General features: G+C 72.4%; 23 protein-coding genes. 7 read left to right on the forward strand and 16 right to left on the reverse strand.

All coding sequences use genetic code 11. The features are described from left to right. Nucleotides 1-45 precede the first annotated feature (45 nt). Nucleotides 46-699 carry an NADPH-dependent F420 reductase gene (locus tag SRB17_RS25820; protein WP_153542964.1) on the reverse strand — a complete coding sequence of 218 codons (654 nt, stop codon included), beginning with the start codon at nucleotides 697-699 and terminating at the stop codon, nucleotides 46-48. A gap of 121 nt (nucleotides 700-820) precedes the next feature. Between SRB17_RS25820 and SRB17_RS25825 the strand changes: the two genes are divergently transcribed. Next, entirely contained in the window at nucleotides 821-1,705 is an 885-nt protein-coding gene (locus SRB17_RS25825) for an RNA polymerase sigma-70 factor (protein ID WP_153542549.1), read from the forward strand. A 248-nt stretch (nucleotides 1,706-1,953) separates the two neighbouring features. After that, a complete protein-coding gene (locus SRB17_RS25830; protein ID WP_323376241.1) occupies nucleotides 1,954-2,715 on the forward strand; it encodes a GntR family transcriptional regulator in 762 nt (253 codons plus the stop codon). 246 nt (nucleotides 2,716-2,961) lie between these two features. Here the strand turns inward: SRB17_RS25830 and SRB17_RS25835 are convergent, their stop codons facing one another. From SRB17_RS25835 to SRB17_RS25845, 3 genes are all read right to left on the reverse strand, one after another. Beyond that, nucleotides 2,962-4,119 carry an ROK family transcriptional regulator gene (locus SRB17_RS25835; protein WP_323376242.1) on the reverse strand — a complete coding sequence of 386 codons (1,158 nt, stop codon included), beginning with the start codon at nucleotides 4,117-4,119 and terminating at the stop codon, nucleotides 2,962-2,964. Nucleotides 4,120-4,210: 91 nt separating this feature from the next. Next, the gene (locus tag SRB17_RS25840) at nucleotides 4,211-4,867 is read right to left on the reverse strand and encodes a response regulator (RefSeq protein ID WP_153542551.1); all 657 of its coding nucleotides are present in this window, start codon (nucleotides 4,865-4,867) and stop codon (nucleotides 4,211-4,213) included. Nucleotides 4,868-4,881: 14 nt separating this feature from the next. After that, on the reverse strand, nucleotides 4,882-6,036 hold the full coding sequence (locus SRB17_RS25845; RefSeq protein WP_153542966.1) for a sensor histidine kinase: 1,155 nt from the start codon (nucleotides 6,034-6,036) through the stop codon (nucleotides 4,882-4,884). 116 nt (nucleotides 6,037-6,152) lie between these two features. On the opposite strand from SRB17_RS25845, the gene SRB17_RS25850 reads away from it, so the two are divergent. The 3 genes from SRB17_RS25850 to SRB17_RS25860 are packed head-to-tail and all read left to right on the forward strand — an operon-like array spanning nucleotide 6,153 to nucleotide 8,277. Further along, nucleotides 6,153-7,073 carry an ATP-binding cassette domain-containing protein gene (locus tag SRB17_RS25850; protein WP_153542552.1) on the forward strand — a complete coding sequence of 307 codons (921 nt, stop codon included), beginning with the start codon at nucleotides 6,153-6,155 and terminating at the stop codon, nucleotides 7,071-7,073. Nucleotides 7,074-7,075: 2 nt separating this feature from the next. After that, a complete protein-coding gene (locus tag SRB17_RS25855; RefSeq protein WP_153542553.1) occupies nucleotides 7,076-7,792 on the forward strand; it encodes an ABC transporter permease in 717 nt (238 codons plus the stop codon). Between the two features lie 41 nt (nucleotides 7,793-7,833). Beyond that, a complete protein-coding gene (locus SRB17_RS25860) occupies nucleotides 7,834-8,277 on the forward strand; it encodes a hypothetical protein (protein ID WP_153542554.1) in 444 nt (147 codons plus the stop codon). Here the strand turns inward: SRB17_RS25860 and mug are convergent. The 11 genes from mug to SRB17_RS25915 form a co-directional block, all read right to left on the reverse strand. Continuing rightward, the gene (gene mug, locus SRB17_RS25865; RefSeq protein ID WP_153542967.1) at nucleotides 8,238-8,801 is read right to left on the reverse strand and encodes a G/U mismatch-specific DNA glycosylase; all 564 of its coding nucleotides are present in this window, start codon (nucleotides 8,799-8,801) and stop codon (nucleotides 8,238-8,240) included. The two genes, SRB17_RS25860 and mug, sit on opposite strands and share 40 nt — an antisense overlap. A 38-nt stretch (nucleotides 8,802-8,839) precedes the next feature. Beyond that, nucleotides 8,840-10,285: an adenylosuccinate lyase gene (gene purB / locus SRB17_RS25870; protein WP_323376243.1), complete on the reverse strand. Its 1,446-nt coding sequence runs from the start codon at nucleotides 10,283-10,285 to the stop codon at nucleotides 8,840-8,842. A gap of 189 nt (nucleotides 10,286-10,474) precedes the next feature. Further along, nucleotides 10,475-11,269 carry an alpha/beta hydrolase family protein gene (locus tag SRB17_RS25875; protein ID WP_323376244.1) on the reverse strand — a complete coding sequence of 265 codons (795 nt, stop codon included), beginning with the start codon at nucleotides 11,267-11,269 and terminating at the stop codon, nucleotides 10,475-10,477. Nucleotides 11,270-11,276: 7 nt separating this feature from the next. Continuing rightward, nucleotides 11,277-12,821 carry an FMN-binding glutamate synthase family protein gene (locus tag SRB17_RS25880; RefSeq protein WP_153542556.1) on the reverse strand — a complete coding sequence of 515 codons (1,545 nt, stop codon included), beginning with the start codon at nucleotides 12,819-12,821 and terminating at the stop codon, nucleotides 11,277-11,279. 335 nt (nucleotides 12,822-13,156) lie between these two features. Next, nucleotides 13,157-14,005 carry an SGNH/GDSL hydrolase family protein gene (locus SRB17_RS25885; protein ID WP_153542557.1) on the reverse strand — a complete coding sequence of 283 codons (849 nt, stop codon included), beginning with the start codon at nucleotides 14,003-14,005 and terminating at the stop codon, nucleotides 13,157-13,159. A 554-nt stretch (nucleotides 14,006-14,559) separates the two neighbouring features. Further along, the gene (locus tag SRB17_RS25890) at nucleotides 14,560-15,573 is read right to left on the reverse strand and encodes a hemolysin family protein (protein ID WP_153542558.1); all 1,014 of its coding nucleotides are present in this window, start codon (nucleotides 15,571-15,573) and stop codon (nucleotides 14,560-14,562) included. Then, nucleotides 15,570-16,913 (reverse strand): hemolysin family protein, encoded by a 1,344-nt coding sequence (locus SRB17_RS25895; RefSeq protein WP_153542559.1) that lies wholly within the window; start codon nucleotides 16,911-16,913, stop codon nucleotides 15,570-15,572. Before SRB17_RS25895 ends, SRB17_RS25890 begins: the two co-directional genes overlap by 4 nt. Before the next feature lie 152 nt (nucleotides 16,914-17,065). Further along, a complete protein-coding gene (locus SRB17_RS25900; RefSeq protein WP_153542560.1) occupies nucleotides 17,066-17,491 on the reverse strand; it encodes a GNAT family N-acetyltransferase in 426 nt (141 codons plus the stop codon). Nucleotides 17,492-17,536: 45 nt separating this feature from the next. Continuing rightward, nucleotides 17,537-18,424: an LLM class F420-dependent oxidoreductase gene (locus SRB17_RS25905; RefSeq protein WP_153542561.1), complete on the reverse strand. Its 888-nt coding sequence runs from the start codon at nucleotides 18,422-18,424 to the stop codon at nucleotides 17,537-17,539. A gap of 46 nt (nucleotides 18,425-18,470) precedes the next feature. Next, entirely contained in the window at nucleotides 18,471-21,041 is a 2,571-nt protein-coding gene (locus SRB17_RS25910; RefSeq protein WP_323376245.1) for an ABC transporter permease, read from the reverse strand. Between the two features lie 4 nt (nucleotides 21,042-21,045). Continuing rightward, on the reverse strand, nucleotides 21,046-21,846 hold the full coding sequence (locus SRB17_RS25915) for an ABC transporter ATP-binding protein (RefSeq protein ID WP_153542562.1): 801 nt from the start codon (nucleotides 21,844-21,846) through the stop codon (nucleotides 21,046-21,048). 117 nt (nucleotides 21,847-21,963) lie between these two features. Here SRB17_RS25915 and SRB17_RS25920 point away from each other — a divergent pair, with 117 nt between their 5' ends. Both SRB17_RS25920 and SRB17_RS25925 read left to right on the forward strand, forming a co-directional pair. After that, nucleotides 21,964-22,209 (forward strand): toxin-antitoxin system HicB family antitoxin, encoded by a 246-nt coding sequence (locus SRB17_RS25920; protein WP_153542563.1) that lies wholly within the window; start codon nucleotides 21,964-21,966, stop codon nucleotides 22,207-22,209. A 4-nt stretch (nucleotides 22,210-22,213) separates the two neighbouring features. Next, the gene (locus SRB17_RS25925; protein ID WP_153542564.1) at nucleotides 22,214-22,588 is read left to right on the forward strand and encodes a fic family toxin-antitoxin system, toxin component; all 375 of its coding nucleotides are present in this window, start codon (nucleotides 22,214-22,216) and stop codon (nucleotides 22,586-22,588) included. Nucleotides 22,589-22,648: 60 nt separating this feature from the next. Here the strand turns inward: SRB17_RS25925 and SRB17_RS25930 are convergent, their stop codons facing one another. After that, nucleotides 22,649-23,338 (reverse strand): class I SAM-dependent methyltransferase, encoded by a 690-nt coding sequence (locus tag SRB17_RS25930; RefSeq protein WP_153542565.1) that lies wholly within the window; start codon nucleotides 23,336-23,338, stop codon nucleotides 22,649-22,651. Nucleotides 23,339-23,340: the final 2 nt, after the last annotated feature.

Genomic DNA, 23,340 nt, shown 5'->3' on the forward strand with positions numbered 1-23,340 from the left:
CGGCTGGTAGCCCCCGGCGAGGGTACGTCCGCGCTCCGGCGGTGGTCAGCCCGCCCGGCGCACCTCGATGTTGAAGTCCGCGGTCCCCAACTGCCGCATCATGGTGAGCCACAGCGGCAGATACATCTCCGTCGCCCGCGCGGCCTGGATCCCGCCCAGGTCCAGCACCCGCTCGGCCGGCCATCCGAACTCCCCCAGCAGCGCCGTCACCTGCTCCTTGGCCCCGGCGTCCTCACCGCACACGAACAGGTGGTGCGCACCCGGCACCCGGCCCGGATCCACCATCACCTGACAGTTGACCGTGTTCAGCGTCTTCACCACGCGCGCGTGCGGAAAGGCCCGCTGGATCTGTTCGCCCACACTGTCCGACTCCACCGGGTCCAGCCGCGGTTGGCCGTCCTCGAAGGCCAGCGGATTGGAGACGTCCACCAGGACCTTGCCGTCCAGGTGCTCCGCGCGGGCCGCCCGCAGGGCGTCGAGCGCCACCCGGCCGCCCACCGCGTTGATGACCACCTCGGCCGCCGCGGCCGCCTCCGCGAACGTGCCCGCACGGGCCCGCTCCGCCGAAGCCGTGGCCCACTCCAGCGCCGCCGGGTTGTCCTTGACGCGCGATCCCAGGGTCACCTCGTGCCCCAGCTCCACCAGTCTGCCGCCCAGCGTGCGGCCCACCTCGCCCGTGCCCAGCACCGCGTACCGCATCGGCCACCTCCCGTTGCCGGCCGCCGGCTTCCGGCGGTCCGCGGTCATTGTGAGCCGGTCCTGCGCCGGACGGGCCGATTCCGGGTGGACAGCCCCGACGCGTGTCGGATCGGATGGCACGATGACGACCGAGACCGCGACCGATGTCTTCGAAGAGCACCGCCCCCTGCTCGTGGGTGTCGCCTATCGCATGCTCGGCCGCGTGGCCGATGCCGAGGACGTGGTCCAGGACGCCTGGCTGCGCTGGTCCCGCGCCGACCGCGCGGAGGTCCGCGAACCGCGCGCCTACCTGGTGCGCGTCACCACCCGGCTGGCCATCGACCGGCTGCGCCAGGTGCAGACGCGCGGCGAGACGTACGTCGGGCCGTGGCTGCCGGAGCCGTATGTCACCGAGTTCGGCGACGCCGCCCCGGACGCGGCCGAGCAGGCCGTGCTCGCCGACAGCGTGTCCCTCGCCCTGCTGGTCGTCCTGGAGTCGCTGTCGCCGCTGGAGCGGGCCGTCTTCGTGCTCAGGGAGGCGTTCGGCTACCCGTACGCCGAGATCGCCGCCCTGCTCGACCGCGGCGAGGCGGCGGTACGGCAACTGGCCGGACGGGCGCGCCGGCACGTCGACGAACGGCGGCCGCGCTACGACGTGGACCCCGCCCAGCGACGCGAGCTGACCGAGCGTTTCCTCGCCGCCGCGGTCGACGGTGACCTGGACGGGCTCATGTCCCTGCTCGCCCCGGACGTGCGCCTGGTCGGCGACAGCGGTGGCAAGGCCCAGGCGCCCCTGCGGATCCTGCACACCGCCGACAAGGTCGGCCGGTTCCTCGTCGCCGTCGCGCTGCAGTCCGCGGTGGCCCTGTCCTTCCGCTTCCTGCAGGCCAACGGCGGCCCGGCGCTGCTGGTGCTGTTCGACGGCAGGCCCGAGAGCCTGGTCCAGGTGGACATCGCCGACGGCCGCGTCACGACCGTGTACATCGTCCGCAACCCGGACAAGCTGCGGCACCTCGCCGACCGCTGAACCCGTCGAACCACACACGCCTCGTGAGCCCCGTCCCGTGACGGGGGCTTTGCCGCGATGTCACACACCCCGCCGCGTACGAACGCCCCATGAACGCTCCGCGGCAGGACGGCTGTGCATGGCCCAGGGGATCGAGGATTGGTCTTGACCAAGGGTGAAGGCCGCCTTATGGTCGCAGAGAAGTGCAACAACCTTTAATAAACAAGGGCGCTAAAAATCGCCGGACCACGGCTCTTGCGGAGGACAGGGTGGGGACCACGCAGCTGGAATCGGTGCCGGAACCGAAGTACTGGCATCTCAGGACCGTGCTCAGCGAGGCACTGGACTCCGAGTTCTCGGTCGGTGAGATTCTGCCCAACGAACGCGACCTCGCCGCCCGGTTCGGCGTGGCCCGCGCCACGCTCCGCCAGGCCCTCGAACAGCTCGAGCTGGAGGGCCGGCTGCAGCGCCGCCGCGGAGTCGGTACGACCGTCGCGCCCCCGCGGGTCGGCCTGGCCGTCGGCACCGAGCAGCACGTGTGGCCGGGCGCCGCCTCGGACGCCTGGCAGCTCGTCGACTGCGACCAGGCCGTGCCGCCCGCCGCGGTCGCCGCGGCCCTGGAGACCGGCGCGGAGGAGCCCGTGCACACCGTGCGCCGCTCCCGGATGTCCCACGGCCAGCGGGTCGCCACCGAACTCCTCTACATCCCGGCGGCCTCGGTTCCCGACCTCACCGCGATCGACGCCCCGTCCGGCCCGGCACGCGCGCGTGCGGTGCTGCGCGAGCTCCAGCACCTGACGCTCGAGGGCCAGGACCGCGCCGTCGAACTCGGCTCCGCCCGCGCCGACGACGCCAAGGACCTCGACCGGCTCCCCGGCTCCCCGGTCCTCGTCGTCACCACCCGCTTCTTCGCCGCGGGCCGCACCACCGCCCTGTCCGTCGCCACCTACCGCGCCGACACCTGCCGCCTGACCTTCGGCGACTCCCCGGACGTGGAAATACACCACGACCCAGAACGCCAGGCGTCCTGACCACCGGCCACCTCGTCGGCGCCGAGCGGCGCCGCCAACCCCAGGGGCGCGGGGAACTGCGCGACCAGCCATAACGGCGCCGCAGCGGCGCGACGACCGCGCCTGGCATCACGTGCGCAGATCCCCGTATCTCCAGGTGGGGCCGCCGACCCCAGGGGCGCGGGGAACTGCGCGACCAGCCACGACGGCGCCGCAGCAGCAAGACGGGACCGTACCCGGCACCCGCGGCTCCCCAAGGCGCACCGCTCAGCGCCGCGCCGTCACCGAGCCGTCCACCGCGAACAGCTGTTCCTCCACGTGGTCCAAGGCCAAGCGCAGCGCCCCCGTGGCCACGACCGCCTCGCCCAGCACGGACAATGCCACCTCCGGCGGCCGCAGACAGTAGCGGGCCAGTTCGCGGCGCAGGGGCTCCAGGACGCCGTCGAGACCGGCCGCCCACCCGCCGATCACCACCAGCTCGGGATCCAGCGCCAGCACCAGCGCGGCCACGTCGTGCACCAGCCGCTGGATGAACCGCTCCACGGCCGCCCGCGCCCGCTGGTCGCCCTCCCGGGCCAGCGCGAACACCTCGGCGACCGCCTGCTCGTCCAGCGGGTGCAGCGGCTGGTCGGTGGTGGACAGCAGCGTCTCCGGGGTGGCCTCCCGGCCCAGCAGATGCAACGCGCCGATCTCCCCGGCAGCCCCGCCGTAGCCCCGGTGCAGCCGCCCGCCGATCAACGAACCCGCACCCGGGCTCAGTCCGGCCAGCACGAACACCACGTCGTCAGACTCGGCCGCCGCGCCCTTCCAGTGCTCGGCGACGGCCGCCGCGTTGGCGTCGTTCTCCACCAGCACCGGGCACTTGAAGGAGCGGCTGAGCCGCTCACCCAGCTTCAGGCCCGTCCACTGCGGCAGCGCCGTGCTCAGCCGTACCGTGCCGTCGGCCTCCACGATCCCCGGCGTGCCCACGCCCACCGCCCGCAGCGAGCCGCGCGCCACCCCGGCCCGGCGCAGCAGCTCGGCGACCGCGCCGCGCAGCCTCTCGAGCCGCTCGTCCGCCGGCGCCGTCTCGTCGACCTCCTTGGCCTGCGAGCCCAGCACCCGCCCGTCCAGGTCGGACAGCAGCGCGGCGACCCGGTGCGGCCCGATCTCCAGGCCCAGCAGATGCCCCGCCTCGGCCCGGAACCGGAACCGGCGTGCGGGCCGCCCCTGACGGCGCGCCGTGCCCTCGTCGGCCGCGGTCTCCACGACGAGCCCGCCCTCGATGAGCCCTTCGACGACACCCTCGACGGTCGGCCGGGACAGTCCGGTGACCCGGGTGATCTCGGTGAGCGTCGCGCAGTCCGTGGCCCGCAGCGCGTGCAGCACCACCGCGGAATTGATCCTTCGCAGCAGCGAGGGATCGCCGCCGGTCAGCTGCCCCACCGTCCGTCCTTCCAGCTCGCGGCCGTGTTGGGCGGATCGTACTCGGCCCGGCGCGCCCCGGCGAGTGCCGGCTTCCGCACGGCCGGCCGGCTCACCCCGGTTCCACGAACCCCGACTCGTACGCCACGATCACCGCCTGGGTGCGGTCGCGCGCCCCGAGCTTGGCCAGCACGGCGCTCACATGCGACTTGACCGTCTCCGTGCCCACGACCAGCCGGGCGGCGATCTCCGCGTTCGACAGCCCGCGCGCCATGAGCCGCAGCACCTCCGCCTCCCGCTCGGTCAGCCGGGCCCGCTCCAGCGCGGCACGGGCCGGCCGGTCGCCGTCGCCGTACCGGGCGGCGAGGCGGCGTACGGACGCCGGGAACAGCAGCGACTCGCCAGCCGCGACCAGTCGCACCGCGTGCACGATCTCGGCCGGACGGGCCCGCTTCAGCAGGAACCCGTCGGCTCCCGCGCGCAACGCCTCGTACACGTACTCGTCGTCCTCGAAGGTCGTCACCACGAGGATCTTCGGCGGGTCGGCCACCGTGCGCAGCACCGCCTGCGTGGCCTCGATGCCGTCCATCAGCGGCATACGCACGTCCATGGCGACCACGTCCGGTCGCAGTTGCCGCACCAGCGGGATGACCGCCGCGCCGTCGGCCGCCTCGCCGACCACCTCGATGTCGGGCTGTGCCTCGAGTACGGCGCGCAGACCGGCGCGGACCAGGGGTTCGTCGTCCACGAGGAGTACGGTGACCGGCATCCGGCCAGCCTAGATCAGTTGATCGGCAGCTCCGCGCGCACCTCCCAGTCGCCCGCGTCGGGACCGGTCCGGGCGGTGCCGCCGAGCAGCGCGGCCCGCTCCCGTATGCCCCGCAGGCCACTGCCCCGGCCCGCCCCTGACATCGGCCCAGACAGGGGGTTGCGCACCTCCAGGGCGAGCGTGCCGTCGCCGACCGCGACCCGGACCCGCACCGGCACGGCTCCGGCGTGCCGCAGCACATTGGTGAGCGCCTCCTGGAGGATCCGGTAGCCCTCGCGGGACACCGGCCCCGGCACGGCGTCGACCGCTCCGGTCACCTCCGCGTCGACCTTCGCCCCGGAGGCGCGCGCCGACTCCAGCAGGCGGCCGGCGTCCGCCAGCGTGGGCCGGGCGCTCACCGGCCGTTCCGTCTCGCGCAGCACCCCCAGCACGCGCTCCAGATCCGCCAGAGCGGCCCGGCCGGTCTCCTCGATCGCGTCCAGCGCCCGATCGGTGAAGTCCGGGTCGCCCGCCGCCCGCGCCGCACCGGCCTGCACCACGGCCACCGTGAGCGCGTGCCCGATCGAGTCGTGCAACTCCCGTGCGATGCGGGTGCGTTCCAGCAGTTGTTCGGTGCGCTCCTCCAGAGCCGCCAGCCGCTCGGCGGCCGACGGGCCGAGCAGCCGGCGCGCGCAGAGCGTGACGAGCTCGCCCAGGCCGACGGCCACGCCGTACAGGGCGAGCAGCGGGAGCGGCGTCAGCAACGCCCACGCGCGGTCGGGCGGCAGCCCGTCGAGCAGCGGCATCCCGGACGGCGCCCGTCCCCACGCGCAGCGTGCCAGCTCGACCGCCACGACAGGCAGCCACACCGTGGCGAAACCCGCGGGCCAGGCAAGGACCCACCGCACCTCCAGCCACAGCACCGTACGCAGCCGGTCCCGCCACGTCCGCGACGGAGCCTCGGAGATGCCCGGCCTCTGCTCACCGGGAGTCAGCAGCAGCCGCGCCTGCACTCCTTCGCCCACCCGTACGGCGGGCACGAACCCCACGGGGACGAGCACCAGCGCCGGCACCCAGGGCTTCGACATGTCGATGAACAGCCACACGCTCTCCATCAGCATGGGCACCCACAGATGCAGCAGCCGCGTGTACGTCGTCCCGCGCCGCAGCGGGCGCAGGAAGCGGAGCATGTGGACCATGACGACATCGTCGCAGGCGGCACCGACAACAGACCTCCCCCGCACGGGGGAGACGATCTCCACCGGTGGGGGAGGAGCCAACTCCCGGACCACGGCAGCCTGGAGCCATGACCACCATCGACGTACGTGACCTCACCAAGGAGTACGGTGCCCGCCGGGCCGTGGACCACCTGACCTTCAGCGTCCGCCCAGGCCGCGTCACCGGATTCCTCGGCCCGAACGGCGCCGGCAAGTCCACCACCATGCGGCTCGTCCTCGGCCTGGACCGGCCCACCTCCGGCACCGCCACCATCGGCGGCCGGGCCTACGCCGAATTCAGCGAGCCGCTCCGCCGGGTGGGCGCCCTGCTGGACGCGGGGGCCGCGCACGGCTCCCGCAGCGCGCACGACCATCTGCGGGCCCTGGCGGCGAGCAACCGCATCCCAGGCCACCGGGTCGACACGGTCCTGGAGCAGACCGGCCTCGCCGAGGTGGCCCGGCGCCGGGTGAAGACCTACTCCCTCGGTATGCGCCAACGGCTCGGCATCGCCGCGGCCCTGCTCGGCGACCCCGAGGTGATCCTGCTCGACGAGCCCGCCAACGGCCTCGACCCCGAAGGCATCGCCTGGATCCGCACGCTGCTGCGCGGGCTCGCCGCGGACGGCCGTACGGTCCTGGTCTCCAGCCATCTGATGCACGAGACCGCGGCCTTCGCCGACCACCTCGTGATCCTCGGACGTGGCCGGCTCCTCGCCGACACCCCCGTCCAGGAGTTCATCCACGCGCGGGTACGGCCTCAGGTCAGGATCCGCACCACCGACGCCGTCGCGCTCGGCGATCTGCTCGCCCGGCACGGCCACGACGCCACCCGGCACGAGGACGGGACATGGCTCGTGCGGCACGCGCGCGTGGACGACCTCGGCCGTCTGATGTCCGAGGCGGGCGTACCCGTACTGGAGCTGGCCGCTCAGGAGGGCACCTTGGAGCAGGCCTACTTCGATCTGACCGCCGCCGAAGCCGAGTTCACCGCCCAGCCCCAGGAGGCCTGACCATGCCGTTCACCCCGGTCCTGCACGCCGAGTGGATCAAGATCCGGACACTGCGGTCGCTCGTCGGCTCCCTGGCCGCCGTCCTCCTCGCCACCGCCGCGTTCTCCGCGCTCGCCTCCGCCTCCCCCGACGCCGGTGACACGGACCCGTTGTTCTCGGCGTTCTTCGGCATCAGCTTCGGACAGATCGCCGCGATCGCCTTCGGTACGACGGCCCTGTCCTCGGAGTTCCGGGGCGGCGGCCTGCGGCTGACGCTGGCTGCCGCGCCCGACCGGCGGCGCTGGTTCGCCGCGAAGGCGACCGCGATCGCGCTGCCCGTCCTCGCCGTCGGACTGCTCACGGGCGGGGTGACGCTGCTGGTGGCCAAGTCCGCCCTCGGCGCCTCCGGCCCGACCTGGGCCGAGGGACTGCGCGGCGCCGTCGGCTGCGGCCTGCAGCTCACCCTGATGGCGCTGTTCGCGACCGGCCTCGCCGCCGTGCTGCGCAGCGGCGTCGCGACCCTCTCCCTCCTCATCCCGTTCCTGCTGATCGTGTCCTTCGTGATCGGAGACATGTCCTCGGGCGTCGCCGACTTCCTTCCCGACCGGGCCGGTCAAGTGGTCCTGCACAGCAGCTACGACGGCCCCCTGGGCCCCTGGAGCGGGCTCGCGGTCAGCGCTCTGTGGGCGGCGGCGGCCCTCCTCGCCGGCGCGTGGACCATCGAGCGCCGGGACGCCTGACGGCCCGCCAATTGTCAGTGGTGCCCGCTTTACTGGATCTCATGGACATCGCTACGTGCCTGACCGTCATCGACCTGCTGTGCGCCCGGGAGTTCCCCGCGGAGCACAGCAGGACGGAGCACGGCGAGAGCGGGCCCGGATTCCACATAGCCGCCTTACAGACGAGCGGAGAGTCCTGGGACGGCGACGGCAGCGAACGGGAGGAGACGGCGGCGCAAGTTGACGCCGACCGCGTCGGACTCGCCGAGCGGCTCATCGAGCGGTGGGGGCTGCCACAGCACTTCAGCCTGTACAGCGTGCTCGAGCGGGGCACGGACGGCGAGGACATCGAGGAGCCGTGGGCCGGGCTCAGTGGTCATGTCCCGGATGTGCAGCTGTGGCGGGCGCCGGACGCGGGCCGGTGGGTCGGTCTCGGCGTTTCCCAGTGGGACGAGGAGCTGCCGTTTCAGCTGCTCGGGATAGTCACGGAGACCGACCCGCCATGACCGGTGGAGCCCGCCGCCTCGCGCAGCCGGGCGAACTCCTCCGCCATGGTCGCCGCTGTCCAGTGCGCGTTCAGCCCGCTGGGATTGGGCAGTACCCAGACCCGGCTGTCCCCGACGGTCCGTTCCTGCGGGCCCACCCGGGCCGTGCGGTCGCCGAAGGCGGCCCGGTACGCGGTCACCCCGACCACGGCCAGCCACCTCGGCCTGAGCCGGGTCACCTTCGCGGTGAGCAGCCGTCCGCCCTCGATGTACTCCTCGGCGCTCAGCTCGTCGGCCCGCGCGGTCGCCCGCGCCACGACGTTCGTGATGCCCAGTCCGTACGACAGCAGCTCCTGCTGCTCGGGCGGCTTCAGCAGCCTCGGGGTGAAGCCCGACAGATGCAGCACGGGCCAGAACCGGTTGCCGGGGCGGGCGAAGTGGTGACCGGTCGCCGCCGTCATGAGCCCAGGGTTGATGCCGCAGAAGAGCACGCGGAGGCCGTCCGCGACGACGTCCGGTACGAGACGGTCACGGGCGGCCTCCAGGTCCGCCTTCGTGAAGCGGGGAGAGCGGGGCGTGCCGGTCAGAGGATCGCCCCGGGGGTGTAACCGGCCGCCTCCGGGTGCTGCTTGACGATCTCCTCGATCCGGCCGACGACGACACCGACCTGGTCGGCGGCGGCACCGGTGAAGGACAGCTTGTCGGCCATCAGCGCGGCGAGCTGCTCGCGGTCGAGGGGCAGCCGCTCGTCGGCGGCGAGCTTGTCGAGCAGGTCGTTGCGCTCGGCGCCCTGCTCGCGCATCGCGAGCGCCGTAGCGACGGCGTTCTCCTTGATCGCCTCGTGCGCGACCTCGCGGCCGACCCCGGCGCGCACGGCGCCCATGAGGACCTTGGTGGTGGCCAGGAACGGCAGGTAGCGGTCCAGTTCGCGGGCGACGACGGCCGGGAAGGCGCCGAACTCGTCGAGGACCGTCAGGAAGGTCTCCAGCAGACCGTCGAGGGCGAAGAACGCGTCCGGGAGCGCGACGCGGCGCACCACCGAGCAGGACACGTCGCCCTCGTTCCACTGGTCGCCCGCCAGCTCGCCGGTCATCGAGGCGTAGCCCCGCAGGATGACCATCAGGCCGTTGACGCGCTCGCAGGAGCGGGTGTTCATCTTGTGCGGCATGGCGGAGGAGCCGACCTGGCCCGGCTTGAAGCCCTCGGTGACCAGCTCGTGCCCGGCCATCAGCCGGATCGTCTTGGCCAGCGAGGACGGTGCCGCCGCCAGCTGCACCAGCGCGGTGACGACCTCGTAGTCCAGCGAACGCGGGTAGACCTGGCCGACGGAGGTGAACGCCTGCGAGAAGCCCAGGTGCCCGGCGATCCGGTGCTCCAGCTCGGCGAGCTTCGCCGCGTCGCCGCCCAGCAGGTCCAGCATGTCCTGCGCGGTGCCGACGGGGCCCTTGATGCCGCGCAGCGGGTAGCGGCCCAGCAGCTCCTCGACTCGGCCGTGGGCGACGATCAGCTCGTCGGCGGCGGTCGCGAACCGCTTGCCGAGCGTGGTGGCCTGCGCGGCCACGTTGTGCGAGCGGCCGGCCATGACCAGCTCGGCGTACTCGCCGGCCAGCTTGCCCAGGCGCGCCAGCACGGCCACCGTACGGTCGCGCATCAGCTCCAGCGAGAGCCGGATCTGCAGCTGCTCGACGTTCTCGGTGAGGTCGCGGGAGGTCATGCCCTTGTGCACGTGCTCGTGCCCGGCGAGGTCGTTGAACTCCTCGATCCGCGCCTTCACGTCGTGCCGCGTGACCTTCTCGCGCTCGGCGATCGAGGCCAGGTCGACGGTGTCGAGGACGCGCTCGTAGTCGGCGATCGCCTCGTCCGGCACCTCGATGCCGAGGTCCTTCTGGGCGCGCAGCACGGCGAGCCAGAGCTGCCGCTCCAGCTTCACCTTCTGCTCGGGGGACCAGAGCGTGGCGAGCTCGGCGGAGGCGTAGCGTCCGGCGAGGACGTTCGGAATGCGGGGCTTGGCGGGCGCGGCGGAAGTCACGTGTCCAGATTCTACTGGTGATTTGTGCAGGCCAACGCCATGCCCCTGTTCGGCGGAAGCTACGAGAGGCCAGTCACATGGTCATGGCCGCGGCGCTACGCCTGAGCCTCGTACGGCAGCAGATCCGGACGCGTCGCCGGGCGGCCGTCACCGGACGGTGTGACACCCATGGCCGTCGAGCCACTCACGCTATCGAGCACCCAAGACGTCCTTTCCCGCGGGTCGTGAGGCGTGGATGTACTGGTCGGCCCAGGCGCTGATGATGTGGGCGGCTCGCTGCGCCTGCCCTCGTGCGGTCATGAGGTGGTCCGCTCCTTCGAGCGAGACGAAGCTTCGCGGGTGCCGCGCCATGCGGAAGATCTCCCCGGCGTTGGCGACGTCCACGGTGTCGTCGGTGGGCGAGTGCATCACGAGCAGCGGCCGGTCCAACTCACGGACCCGGTCGTGCAGACGGGCACGGCGGACGTCCTCGACGAAGGCGCGCTTGAGGACCAGGGTCCGCCCGCCGACGAACCACTCGTGCTGCCCGTCACTGAGCACGCGATCCACGACCGCGTCGTACTGGTGCTCCACGTGGCTGGGGTCGGCGGGCGCCCCGATCGTGGCGACGGCGCGGACGCCGGTCGCCTCGGCCGCCGCGGCGATGGCGGCGGCGCCTCCCCACGAGTGACCCACCAGCAGATCCGCCGGAGTCCCCCGCTCTGCCATCAGGTTTGCCGCGCGGACGGTGTCCTGGACCTTGACTGTGAAGGAACCGTCACCCCAGTCGCCGTCGGAATCGCCGATCCCGAGGTTGTCGTAGCGCAGCATGCCGATCCCCTCGCGGGCCAACTGCTTGCTGACCCGCGCCGCGGCCGGCGAGTCCTTGCCGAGCGTGAATCCGTGGACGAAGATCCCCCAGCCCCGGACCTCGCCCTCCGGCAGGTCGATCGACCCGGCCAGCTCGGGGCCGACGACGCTCTTGAATCTCACTTCTTCGGACACGTTGCGATCACTCCGGCCGGCTGTTCGTGGAGGTCGGCGTGGTGACGAGCAGCTCGGTGATCTCCTTGGCAAGGTGCGGGCCGAGCTCGCCCCAGCCGTCCTTGTAGCCGTAGACGCCGGCCAGGGTGCGGGCCTCGTAGTCGCCGTTCATGATCTCGATGTCATCCGCGGTGATGAGTCCCGGGTGGGCGACGCCGACAGCCGACGAGACCTTCATCAGCTCCCTGCGCAGGGTGCGCAGGTAGACAGCGGCCCGGGTGGCCTTCGAGGTCGGGTCCAGGCCGCGGGCCAGCCACTGGTTCTGGGTGGCGATGCCGGTGGGGCACTTGTCGGTGTGGCACTTCTGCGACTGGATGCAGCCGATCGACAGCATCGCCTCACGGGCCACGTTGATCATGTCGGCGCCCAGGGCGAAGGCGACCGCGGCGTTCTCGGGCAGGCCGAGCTTGCCGGAGCCGATGAAGGTCAGCTCGTCGGTGAGCCCGAGCTCGGCGAAGGTGCCGTAGACCCGGGAGAAGCCCATCCGGAACGGCAGCGACACCGAGTCGGCGAAGATCCGCGGCGCCGCCCCGGTGCCGCCCTCGCTGCCGTCGACGGTCACGAAGTCGACGCCACGGTCACCACGTGCCATCAGCGTGGCCAGCTCCTGCCAGAAGCCCAGCTCGCCCACCGCGCTCTTGACCCCGACCGGCAGACCGGTCTCGGTGGCGAGCAGCTCGACGAAGTCGAGCATGGAGTCGACGTCGCTGAACGCGGTGTGCCGCGACGGGGAGGCGCAGTCCTTACCGACGGGGATGCCGCGGATTTCGGCGATCTCCGGTGTCACCTTGGCGCCCGGCAGCATCCCGCCCAGCCCCGGCTTGGCACCCTGGGAGAGCTTGATCTCGATTGCTTTGACGGGGGCGCTCGCGACCACGTCCTTGAGCTTGTCGAGGTTGAAGCTGCCGTCCTCGTTGCGGCAGCCGAAGTACGAGGTGCCGATCTGCAGCACCAAGTCGCCGCCGCTGCGGTGGTACGGCGACAGGCCGCCCTCGCCGGTGTTGTGCATCGTGCCCGCCAGCGCCGCTCCCTTGTTGAGCGCCGTGATGGCCGCGCCGGAGAGCGAGCCGAAGCTCATCGCCGAGATGTTCACGACGCTCGCGGGCCGGAAGGCCTTGGCACGCCCGCGCGGACCGCCCAGCACCTTGGCCGAGGGCAGCGGGACCTGCGGGTCGTGCGCGTCGGGCAGAGCGCCGGCGAAGGTGCGCTGCTTCAGGTAGGCGTGCCCCTGGACGTGCTCGACGTCGACCTCGGTGCCGAACGCGAAGTAGTTGTTCTCTTCCTTCGCCGACGCGTAGATCCAGGTGCGCTGGTCACGGCTGAATGGGCGCTCCTCCTCGTTGGAGGTCACGATGTACTGCCGCAGCTCCGGCCCTATCGTCTCCAGCAGGTACCTGGCGTGCCCGATCACCGGGAAGTTCCGCAGCAGTGCGTGCCGCTTCTGGACAAGGTCGCGGGCTGCCACCAGCGCCATTGCCGTTGCGGCGACGGCGCCGATCCTTCGGGCCTTCATGAACGTTCCTCCTCGAGGCACGACTCCATCGCCATGCGGTGGAGCCCGCTTGTGTCGCATCGGGCGCCAGACGGCGCACACGGTCAAGGGCGCGCCAGCGCCATCGAAGAAAGGCGAGCCGACTCTAGAAGGCCACACGAATATGCACAGCGACGGCGATCACACCACCCAGACGACCGGGCCCAGGCCTCGCCCGCGAAACAGTGCCGGACATCGGCTTGTTGTTGAACCTCGCCGGATCTTGGTTCGTTCCTGCAGCAGGACGGCCGTTCTCCACGCTTCGAGGTGTCGGGCAACGTCGCGTCGAAGAACGACCGTTGGTGAAGAGTCTCGCGTTAGGGCCCCACCTGTCGCCAGTCCGTCACAGAGCGGGGGTTTGTGTGGTCAGCAGGGGTGACCCAGAAGGCTTTGCCCAGCTCAGCGCTAAAGTGGGCGCCTGTCCGGCCGTCACCGGAGGAGCGGCCGGTCAGGCGCCGCCCGATCCACGGCAGCAGATGCTCCCGGGCGAACCGCACGTCCGCCACCCGGCGCGTCACCCAGCCCGGCGGCACCGTGGCCGGCATCGGCACATGCCACTCGGTGTCCTCCGGCTCGTACCCGAGCGTCTGCCAGACCGCCTCGGCGACCCGGCGGTGCCCCTCCGCCGTCAGATGCAGCCGGTCCACGTCCCACAACCGGGGGTCGCCCAGCGCGGGCGCCCCGTACAGGTCGACGACGACCGCGCCGTGCTTGCCGGCCAGCTCCTCCACGCAGGAGAACAGCTCCTCCATGCGGGGCCGGAACCGCTCCAGCACCGGGCCCTGACGGCCGGGGCTGCGCATCAGCACCAGTTGTCCGCAGGACGGGGCCAGGCGCTCCACGGCCTCGGTCAGCAGACCCTTCACCCGGCCCATGTCGCACTTGGGCCGCAGGGTGTCGTTGAGCCCGCCGACCAGTGTGATCACATCGGCGTTCATGGCTGCGGCCACGCCCACCTGCTCGTCGACGATCTGCGCGATCAGCTTCCCGCGCACGGCCAGGTTGGCGTACCGGAAGCCCGGCGTGCGGGCGGCCATCCGCGCGGCGAGCAGGTCGGCCCAGCCCCGGTAGGAGCCGTCGGGCAGCAGGTCCGACATGCCCTCGGTGAAGGAGTCACCGACCGCGACCAGGCTGCTGTAAGGAGGAGGTGTGGGATTCGTCTGCATGGCGTGAGCGATGGTATCCCGGCTCCATACCCGCCGGTCGGTCACCCCCGAGACGTCCAGGACCGCACCCGGGTCCGGCGGGTTGTCCGCGAGTCACTTGTGGTCGGCTCTCGGGTTCGGCTCGTCGCCGGGAGTCGCCGCGTGTGGCTGGCTCTCGGCTCCGGCTGGGCGCCGGGAGCCGCCGGCGGCCGGCTTCCGGGCCCGATGGGTCGCCGAGAGCCACGGGTGGCCCGCTCTCGGGTTCGCCTGGTCGCCGAGAGCCACCGGTGGCCCGCTCTCGGGTTCGGCGGATGGTCCGCGAGTCACCTGTGGTCGGCTCTCGGGTTCGGCTCGTCGCCGGGGTCACTTGTGGTCGGCCCTCGGCTCGTCGCCGGTAGTCACCTTGGCCGGCGCCGGGTCCGGCTGGTCGCCCCGGAATCACCCGGATCGGACGCCGGGTCCGGCTGGTCGACCCGGAGTCGCCAGGGCCGGCTCCGACTCGGGGCAGTTCGCCCGGGGACGGCCGGCCCCGGGGGCCGGACCCGGCCGGCAACCCCGCGGGATCCGCCGGAGGCTCACGCGGGCTGACCGAACAGTTCCCGCAGCACGTCCTCCATGGTCACGAGGCCGGCCAGCCGGCCGTCGTCGCCGAGTACCGCCGCGAGATGCGTACGGCTGCCACGCATCGCGGTGAGCACGTCGTCCAGCGGGGTCCGCTCCCGTACGCGCGCGATGGGCCGCATGTCCCGCAGCCGGAACGGCACGTCCCGCGGCGAGGCGTCCAGCGCGTCCTTGACGTGCAGATACCCCACGATCCGACGGCCCACGTCGACCACCGGGAACCGGGAGAAGCCCGAGTCGGCCGACAGCCGCTCCAACTGATCCGGGGTGACGCCCATGTGCGCGTACACCACCCGCTTCAGCGGCACCACGACGTCCCGCACCGGCCGGCGGCCCAGCTCCAGGGCGTCGTGCAGCCGTTCCTGCGCCCGGTTGTCGATCAGGCCCGCCTGGCTGGCGTCCTTGACGATCTCGGCGAGTTCGGCGTCCGTGAAGGTGGCCGCGACCTCGTCCCTCGCCTCCACCCTGAGCAGCTTCAGCAGCCCGTTGGCGAACGCGTTGACCGTGAAGATCACCGGGCGCAGGGTCCGGGACAGCGCGACCAGCGGCGGGCCGAGCAGCAGCACGCTGCGCACCGGTTCGGCGAGCGCGATGTTCTTCGGGACCATCTCGCCCAGCAGCATGTGCAGATAGGTCGCCAGGGCCAGCGCGATCACGAAGGACACCGCGTGCCCCGCGCTCACGGGCACACCGAGCGCGTGGAACACCGGCTCCAGCAGATGCGCGATCGCCGGCTCGGCGACGACACCCAGGACCAGCGTGCACAGCGTGATGCCAAGCTGGGCCGCGGCCAGCAGCGCGGAGACGTGCTCCAGACCCCACAGCACGCTCTTCGCGCGCCGGTCGCCCTCCTGGGCCAGCGGCTCGACCTGCGAGCGGCGCACGGAGATCAGCGCGAACTCGGCGCCGACGAAGAAGGCGTTGACGACGAGGGTCGCCAGCCCGATGAGCAGCTGTACGGCGGTCATCGCGCCCCCTCCGGTGTCTCGTGGGCCCGCTCGTCGTCCAGCGGCGCGTGCAGCAGCACCCGCGCCGCGCGGCGGCCCGTGGCGTCCACCACGTCCAGCCGCCAGCCCGCGACCTCGACCGTGTCACCGCTCACCGGTATCCGGCCGAGCAGGGTCGCGACCAGGCCGGCCAGGGTCTCGTACGGCCCCTCGGGCACGCGCAGACCCACGCGGGCCAGCTGGTCGGTGCGGGCGGCGCCGTCGGCCGAGTACAGGGCCCGGCCCTGCTCGTCCGCCCCGGCGGGGGCGAGGTCGGGCGTCTCGTGCGGGTCGTGCTCGTCGCGTACCTCGCCGACGACCTCCTCGACGATGTCCTCCAGGGTCGCCACGCCGGCCGTGCCGCCGTACTCGTCGATGACGACGGCCATGGTGCGCTTGCCTCCCAGCCGGTCCAGCAGCCGGTCGACGGTCAGGGACTCGGGCACCAGCAGCGGCTCGCGCATCACCTGGGAGACGCGGCGGTGGCGGCGCTGGTCGGCGGGCACGGCCAGGACGTCCTTGATGTGGGCGACGCCGACGACCGAGTCCAGGCTGCCCCGGTAGACCGGGAACCGGGACAGACCGGTGGCCCGGGTCGCGTTCGCCACGTCCGCACAGGTCGCCTGCGCGTCGAGGGCGATGACCTGGACCCGCGGGGTCATCACGTTCTCCGCCGTCAGGTCGGCCAGGTTCAGCGTCCGCACGAACAGCTCGGCGGTGTCCGCCGCCAGCGCGCCCGCCTTGGCGGAGTGCCGGGCGAGCGCCGCCAGCTCCTGCGGGCCGCGCGCCGAGGCCAGCTCCTCGGCGGGCTCGATGCCGAACCGGCGCACGACGTGGTTGGCCGTGCTGTTCAGGTGCGTGATGAAGGGCCGGAAGACCGCGCTGAACCAGCGCTGCGGATTGCCCACCCGCTTGGCCATGGCCAGCGGCGCGGAGATCGCCCAGTTCTTCGGCACCAGCTCGCCGACGACCATCAGGAACACCGTGGACAGCGCCGTACCCAGCACCAGCGCCACCGAACTCGCCGTACCGCCGGACAGGCCCATGGCCCGGAACGGACCGGCGAGCAGCTTGGCGATCGAGGGTTCGGCGAGCATACCGACGACCAGGTTGGTCACGGTGATGCCGAGCTGGGCGCCGGAGAGCTGGAAGGTCAGGTTCCGTACGGCCTTCAGGGCACCCGGGGCGCCGCGCTCGCCGCGTTCGGCCGCCCGCTCCAGCTCGCCGCGCTCCACCGTGGTCAGCGAGAACTCCGCCGCCACGAAGGCGCCGCAGGCCAGCGACAGCAGGATGGCCACCAGAAGGAGCAGCACTTCGGTCATCGGGTCACCCCCGTCCCATGATCGGACAGGGCGCGACGGGACGCGCGGTGGCGTGGACCGGGAGGCTCGCCCATGGGCGGACGCTCACAACCTTTCACAGAGGGCCGAGTGCTCCCTCCATGGTAAAGGATGAGCAAAGAAAGCTCTGTGTCTCAGTCGGTGAGCGGCTTGACCCAGCGCCGCCACTGCTCCTGCGGGCCGAAACCGGCGGCGCCCCAGGCGTGGTGGGCCGTCTCGTTGCGGACCAGCACCATCGCGTCAGCGCGCCGCCCGCCGAGCCGGACGAACCGCTCCTCGGCGGCGGCCAGCAGTGCCGACCCGATGCCCTGCCGGCGCCGCTCCGGATGCACCGCGAGCCGGTACAGATGGCAGCGCCAGCCGTCGAAGCCCGCGATCACCGTGCCCACCAGTTCGCCGCCCTGCTCGGCGAGGATCAGCGCCTCGGGATCACGGTCGACCAGCCGCTCCACCCCGTCCCGGTCGTCGCTGATACTGGTGCCCTCGGCGGCCGTCTTCCAGAAGGCGAGCACCGCGTCGAGGTCGGCGCGGGCCGCGGGGCGCAGACGCAGATCAGTCATGGGGTCATCGGATCACGGGTGTGTGTCCCGCGGGGGGACTTTCCATCATGCGGACTCGGCACGCAGTCGCTCCATGACCGGCGCGAAGGCCTCCATGTACGGCTCCAGCACGGTCAGATAGGAGAAACCGAACCGCTCGCGCTGGGCCCGCACCCGCGCCACGATGTCCTCCAGCGGGCCGGCCAGCACGATGGGCAGGGCCAGTGCGGCGTCCAGGGCCAGCTGCGACTGCCGCTCCAGCAGCGGCTTGAGTACGGGCTCCGGATCGTCGGTGACCGCCACGAGCTGGATGAGCAGGTTCAGCTCCGCCGCCTCCGCCCGCTCCTGCGCCAGGACCTGGTAGCGCGCCACCCGCTCGTCCAGTTCCTCGGCGCTGAGCGGTTCCAGCGATCCCGGAGCGGAGCCCGGCCGGGCGCCGGTGAAGGCCGCGATGTCCGCGTGCTCTGCGGTCAGCCGCAGCATCCGGTCACCGTTGGCGCCGATCAGCAGCGGCACCCGGGACTGGACGGGGTGGGGCTCGTGTGCTTCGGAGCCGAGCAGCCGGTCCAGTTCCTCGACCGTGCACCGCAGATGATCCACCCGCTCGCGCGGTGAGCCGTACGGCAGCCCCGCCGTCTCGTGCTCGGCCGGCACATAGCCGGTGCCCAGGCCGAGTTCGAGGCGTCCGCCGGTGAGCGCGTCCGTGGTCGCCACCTCACGAGCCAGCAGGGCCGGGTTGTAGAAGCCCGCGTTGAGCACGAATGTGCCGAGCCGCGGCCGTCGCGTCGCCTCGGCCGCCGCGACCAGCGCCGGGAACGGAGCGGGCATCCCGAGGTGATCGGGGACGAGGATCACGTCGTAGCCCAGCTCCTCGGCGCGCCGGCACTTCGCGCGCCACTCGGCGGCGGGCGCGGGCGTGAGCAGATTGACCCCGAAGCGGAACGGACGTGACATCAACTCTCCTGGCTGGAAGGTGACTTGGGTTACCGTCGCGATTCCATCACTCGTGCGCGATCGCCGCCAGCACGTTCATCCGCGACGCCCGCAACGCCGGCAGCAGCGCGGCCACCACGCCCACCACCGCCGAGCCGATCACGACACCGACGATCGTGCTCCAGGGGAACGCCAGCGCCGTCAGCCCGCGCAGCGCCAGCACCTGCTGCATGCACACGCCCCACACGAGCCCCAGCGCCAGCCCGAGGACCGCGCCGAACACCGCGATCACCACCGACTCCAGCCGGATCATCCGGCGCAACTGCCGGCGCCCCAGCCCGATCGCGCGCAGCAGCCCGATCTCCCGGGTGCGCTCCACCACCGACAGCGCGAGGGTGTTGACCACACCGAGCACGGCGATGACGATCGCCAGTGCGAGCAGCGCGTACACCAGGTAGAGCAGGACGGCGATCTGGTCGTGCACGAGTTGCTTGTAGTCGGTCTGGTTGCGCACCTGGACCTGCGGGAACGGCCTGAGCGACCGTTCCAGGCGGGGCCGCAGGTCCTTCGGTGCGGTGCCGGAGGACGCGTTGACGTAGAGGGCGGAGTCCTGGGCGCCCGGCGCGTACTTCTCGAGCGTGGCGAGGCCGAAGTAGAGGCCGCCCTGGGCGCCGAATCCCTCGGCAGACTCCTGTTTGGTGAGTGCGGCGACGGTCAGCTCGGTGTGCCCCCCGCCCGGGAAGTCGACCGGGAGGACGCTGCCGACGCGCACGCCGTGGTCCCGGGCGTAGCCGGCGTCCATGGCGAGGTGCCCGTCCGCGAGGGCGGCCCGTGAACCGCCCTGTGCGTAGGTGATGTGCACGACGTCGTCGAGCCGGGCGCCGTACGCGGCGGCGGCCGTCGTGACCCGGGCGCCGTTCGGCAGCCGTACGGCGACCTGGGTGAGCCGCTGCTGCACGACGAGCCCGACGCCACGGGTACGGGCCAGGGTGTCCCGCACCTGCTTGGTGAACGGGGTGAAGTTGGTGTTCTGGACGATGAAGTCGGCGCCGAGCGTCTTGTCGATCTGCCGGTCGAACGACGCGGACATCGAGGCGCTCGCCACCGACATCCCGCCGACCAGGGCCAGGCCCACCATGAGCGCGGCGGCGGTGGCGCCCGTACGGCGCGGGTTGCGCAGGGCGTTGCGCTGGCTCATCCGGCCCACCGGGCCGAACAGCGCGGGGAAGGCCGCGCCCAGCACCCGGATCACCGGCCGCACCAGCAGCGGACCGGCGACCACGGTCGCGATCAGGGTCAGGGCCACACCGAGCCCGAGCAGCGAGGCCGCCTGCGCGGTCTTGGTGGCCGCCGCGCATCCGGCCAGCGCCGCCGCGCCGACCGCCCCGACCACCGCACCGACGGCGGCCCGCACCTTCAACGGCTTGCCCACGCCGGCGACTTCGGCGTCCACCAGCGCCGCCATCGGTGAGACGGCCGCCGCGCGCCGCGCGGGCAGATAGGCGGCCACGAGCGTGACGCCGAGGCCGACGACGTACGCCGCGAGGGGCGTGCCCCAGCCGATGACCATCTCGGTGGCCTTCAGGTTCATCCCGAAGGCGCTCATCAGCCGGATCAGCCCCAGCGCCAGCCCGATCCCGGCCGCGAGGCCGAGCGTGGAACCGACCAGGCCGAGCAGCAGCGCCTCCGTGAGCACCGAGCGCCGCACCTGCCGCCGGTCCGCGCCGAGGGCCCGCAGCAGACCCAGTTCCCGGGTGCGCTGGGCGATCAGCATGGAGAAGGTGTTGACGATGAGGAACACGCCGACGAGGAGGGCGACACCGGCGAAGCCCAGCATCACGTACTTGATCACGTCCAGGAACGTGCCGAGGCTGGCCGCCGCGGACTTGGCCTGCTCGTTCGCGGTCTTCAGGTCGTAGGTGCCCGTGCCGATCGCCCGGCCCACCCGATGCTTGAGCTCCGCGTCGGACACGCCCTTGGCCGCGTCCACCGCGATGCTGGTCGCCTTCGCGGCCGAGCCGAGCAGTTCGCGGCCCGCCACCGCCGGATCCAGGAAGACCAGGGCTGCGCCGGGGTTGGTGGTGGTGAACGTGGCGATGCCGACGACCCGCACCCGGAACGTGCCCGGCTGCGCCTGCACGGTCAGCGGGTCACCGATCCGTACGTGCTTCTTGCCGGCCGTGTCGGCGTCCAGCAGCGCCTCACCGGCCCCGTGCGGAGCATGGCCGGCGGTCAGCTTCACCGGGCTGCGGTGGGTGACGTACCAGGCCATCGCTATGGTCGGGGCGCCGGTGGTCGGGCCGACGGACCGGTTGTGGCCGTCGACCACGACGGCGTTCTGCACCGACACCTCGGCGCGGGCCGCCGCGACCCCGTCGACCCCCGCCACGCGGTCCCGCAGCGCGGCAGGCAGCGTCTGCACCGAACCGCTGACCCGGGCCGACCTCAGGTCCAGCTGTCGCGGCTGGACCGTCACATCGGCGGCGGTGGAGGCGAACAGCCGGTCGAACGTGCGGGTGACGGTGTCGGAGAAGATCAGGCTGCCCGCGACGAACGCCACGGACAGGATCACCGCCAGCGCCGACAGCGCGAGCCGCCCCTTGTGCGCGAGGAAACTCCTCAGGGTCGCCTTGAGCACCCGGTCAGTCCTCTCGGACGGTGTCGTCGTCGCCGAGCCGGCCCCGGACCACGTCGAACTGCTTCATCCGTTCCAGTACGGCGTCCGCCGTCGGCCGTTCCATGTCGTCCACGATGCGTCCGTCGGCCAGGAACAGCACCAGATCGGAGTGGGCGGCCGCGCCGGGGTCGTGCGTGACCATGACCACCGTCTGCCCGAGATCGTCCACCGCCTCGCGCAGAAAGCCCAGCACCTCCAGACCGGCCCGCGAGTCGAGGTTGCCGGTCGGCTCGTCGGCGAAGATCAGCTCCGGCCGGGAGGCCAGCGCCCGCGCGCACGCGACCCGCTGCTGCTGACCGCCGGAGAGCTGCGCGGGCCGGTGCGTGAGGCGGTCGCGCAGGCCGAGCGTGTCGATGACCTGGTCCAGCCACAGCGGGTCGGGCTTCCGGCCCGCGATGTCCATGGGCAGGGTGATGTTCTCGGCCGCCGTCAGCGTCGGGATGAGGTTGAACGACTGGAACATGAACCCGACCCGGTCCCGCCGCAGCCGGGTCAGCTCCCGGTCCCGCAGCCCGGTGATCTCGGTGTCGCCCAGCCACACCTGACCCGCCGACACCGTGTCGAGCCCCGCCAGACAGTGCATCAGCGTGGACTTCCCGGACCCCGACGGCCCCATCACGGCGGTGAAACGGCCCCGCGTGATGTCCACGTCCACCGAGTCCAGGGCCAGGACGGCCGTTTCGCCGGAGCCGTACGCCTTGGTCAGTGCGCGGGCGCGGGCCGCGACGGCGCCGCCCGGCGCGTGCTGCGCAGCAGGTGTGGTCAAGACTGCCTCCCGGTCGCCTGAACCGCCCGTCCCGGGCGAGCGTAGGGGACAAGCCGGTCCGGCGCACCGATCCCGCGCGCCCTTGCTTTGCTAGCGTCTCGGCGCTAGCGTCGAGGCATGGCGAAGACTCAGCTGAACGTGCGCGTGGACGAGGGCACCGCCCGCGCGGCCCGCGAACGCGCCCTGGCCCGCGGTATCAGCGTGAACCGCTACATCGAAGAGCTGGTCAGACAGGACGCCGGGGAGGCCGGCCGTACGTTCGTCGAGGCCGCCGCCGACTTCATGAAGCAGTACGAGTCCGTGTTCACCGAGGAGTTCACCGAGACCCGCGGCACCGGTTCCGGCGTCGGGGACGGCCGCTGATCCCTTGAACGAGCTCAGCATCGACCTCCCCTGGCTCCTCATGCTCGCCGAACAGAGAACCCCCGGGGACCCGCAGGTCACCGACTGGGGCGCGCTGGTCGCCGCCGTCGCCCGGCATCGAGCCGAGATATTCGGCGTGCCCGTGTACGACGACGCGTACGCCCGTGCCGCCTCCCTGCTCCAGTTGCTGATCCACCTGCCGGCGCTGGAGCGGTCCAACGCGCTGTTCGCCTCGGCGGTCGCCTACGCCTACCTGGTCACCAGCGGCGTGAAGGTGGTCACCACGCCCGAGCAGGTGCGGGACCTCGCCCGGCTGGTGAAGGAGGGCGCGGCGGGCGTCGACGACATCGCGCGCGAACTGCGCCGCTGGAGCCTGTGAGGTCTGGTTCGTCGCGCCGGGACCCGACCCGCAACCGGAGCTGCCGGGCCGGGCCTGTGTTCAGCGCGTGTCCGGCTCGTCCGGCCGCCAGGCGACCCCGAGGGTGCAGTACGACGACGGCAGCGCCGGTCCGTTCTCCGGCATGAGTACCTGCCGCTGGGGGCCGAGTGCGAACCCGGCCTCGCGCAGCGCGGCCACCGGCTGCCGGGCCAGATGGCAGCCGCCGGTCAGGGTGGGCCACAGGGTCCGGTCCAGCGTGCGCTGGGTCAGCCGCATCGCCGGGCCGCCGCCCTGGCCGTGCTCGAAGAACCGCACCTGGCCGCCCGGTTTGAGCACCCGTCGGAGCTCGCTCAGCGCCCGTGGCACGTCCCGCACGCTGCACAGCACGAGGGACAGTACGGCCGCGTCGAAGGCCTCGCTCTTGACCGGCAGCGCCTCCGCCGCGCCCGGCACCACGTCGACCGGGATCTGGGCCCGCAGGGCCGACTCCAGCGCCAACTGCCTGAGCAGAGGCTCCGGTTCGATCGCGACGACCTCCGCGACGGTGCCGGGATAGTGCGCGAAGTTCAGTCCGTTGCCCGCGCCGATCTCGATGACGCGTCCGGACAGCCCGGTGAGCAGCCGCTCCCGTATGCCGGCCATGCCCAGCCGGGTCTCCGCGGTCACGCTGTACCGGGCGTAGAAACGGGCGAACAGCGGGTGGTGGACGGGGCTCTGCGCCACCTTGTCGGAGCCGGACAGCAGCCGCATGG

The sequence above is a fragment of the Streptomyces sp. RB17 genome (assembly GCF_009604455.1).
Taxonomy (GTDB): Bacteria; Actinomycetota; Actinomycetes; order Streptomycetales; family Streptomycetaceae; genus Streptomyces.

Coding starts and splice junctions, on each gene's coding strand:
- SRB17_RS25820 (WP_153542964.1), bottom strand. CDS start 699: ATGCGGTACGCGGTGCTGGGCACGGGCGAGGTGGGCCGCACGCTGGGC.
- SRB17_RS25825 (WP_153542549.1), top strand. CDS start 821: ATGACGACCGAGACCGCGACCGATGTCTTCGAAGAGCACCGCCCCCTG.
- SRB17_RS25840 (WP_153542551.1), bottom strand. CDS start 4,867: ATGCCGGTCACCGTACTCCTCGTGGACGACGAACCCCTGGTCCGCGCC.
- SRB17_RS25845 (WP_153542966.1), bottom strand. CDS start 6,036: ATGCTCCGCTTCCTGCGCCCGCTGCGGCGCGGGACGACGTACACGCGG.
- SRB17_RS25850 (WP_153542552.1), top strand. CDS start 6,153: ATGACCACCATCGACGTACGTGACCTCACCAAGGAGTACGGTGCCCGC.
- SRB17_RS25855 (WP_153542553.1), top strand. CDS start 7,076: ATGCCGTTCACCCCGGTCCTGCACGCCGAGTGGATCAAGATCCGGACA.
- SRB17_RS25860 (WP_153542554.1), top strand. CDS start 7,834: ATGGACATCGCTACGTGCCTGACCGTCATCGACCTGCTGTGCGCCCGG.
- SRB17_RS25880 (WP_153542556.1), bottom strand. CDS start 12,821: ATGAAGGCCCGAAGGATCGGCGCCGTCGCCGCAACGGCAATGGCGCTG.
- SRB17_RS25885 (WP_153542557.1), bottom strand. CDS start 14,005: ATGCAGACGAATCCCACACCTCCTCCTTACAGCAGCCTGGTCGCGGTC.
- SRB17_RS25890 (WP_153542558.1), bottom strand. CDS start 15,573: ATGACCGCCGTACAGCTGCTCATCGGGCTGGCGACCCTCGTCGTCAAC.
- SRB17_RS25895 (WP_153542559.1), bottom strand. CDS start 16,913: ATGACCGAAGTGCTGCTCCTTCTGGTGGCCATCCTGCTGTCGCTGGCC.
- SRB17_RS25900 (WP_153542560.1), bottom strand. CDS start 17,491: ATGACTGATCTGCGTCTGCGCCCCGCGGCCCGCGCCGACCTCGACGCG.
- SRB17_RS25905 (WP_153542561.1), bottom strand. CDS start 18,424: ATGTCACGTCCGTTCCGCTTCGGGGTCAATCTGCTCACGCCCGCGCCC.
- SRB17_RS25920 (WP_153542563.1), top strand. CDS start 21,964: ATGGCGAAGACTCAGCTGAACGTGCGCGTGGACGAGGGCACCGCCCGC.
- SRB17_RS25930 (WP_153542565.1), bottom strand. CDS start 23,338: ATGCGGCTGCTGTCCGGCTCCGACAAGGTGGCGCAGAGCCCCGTCCAC.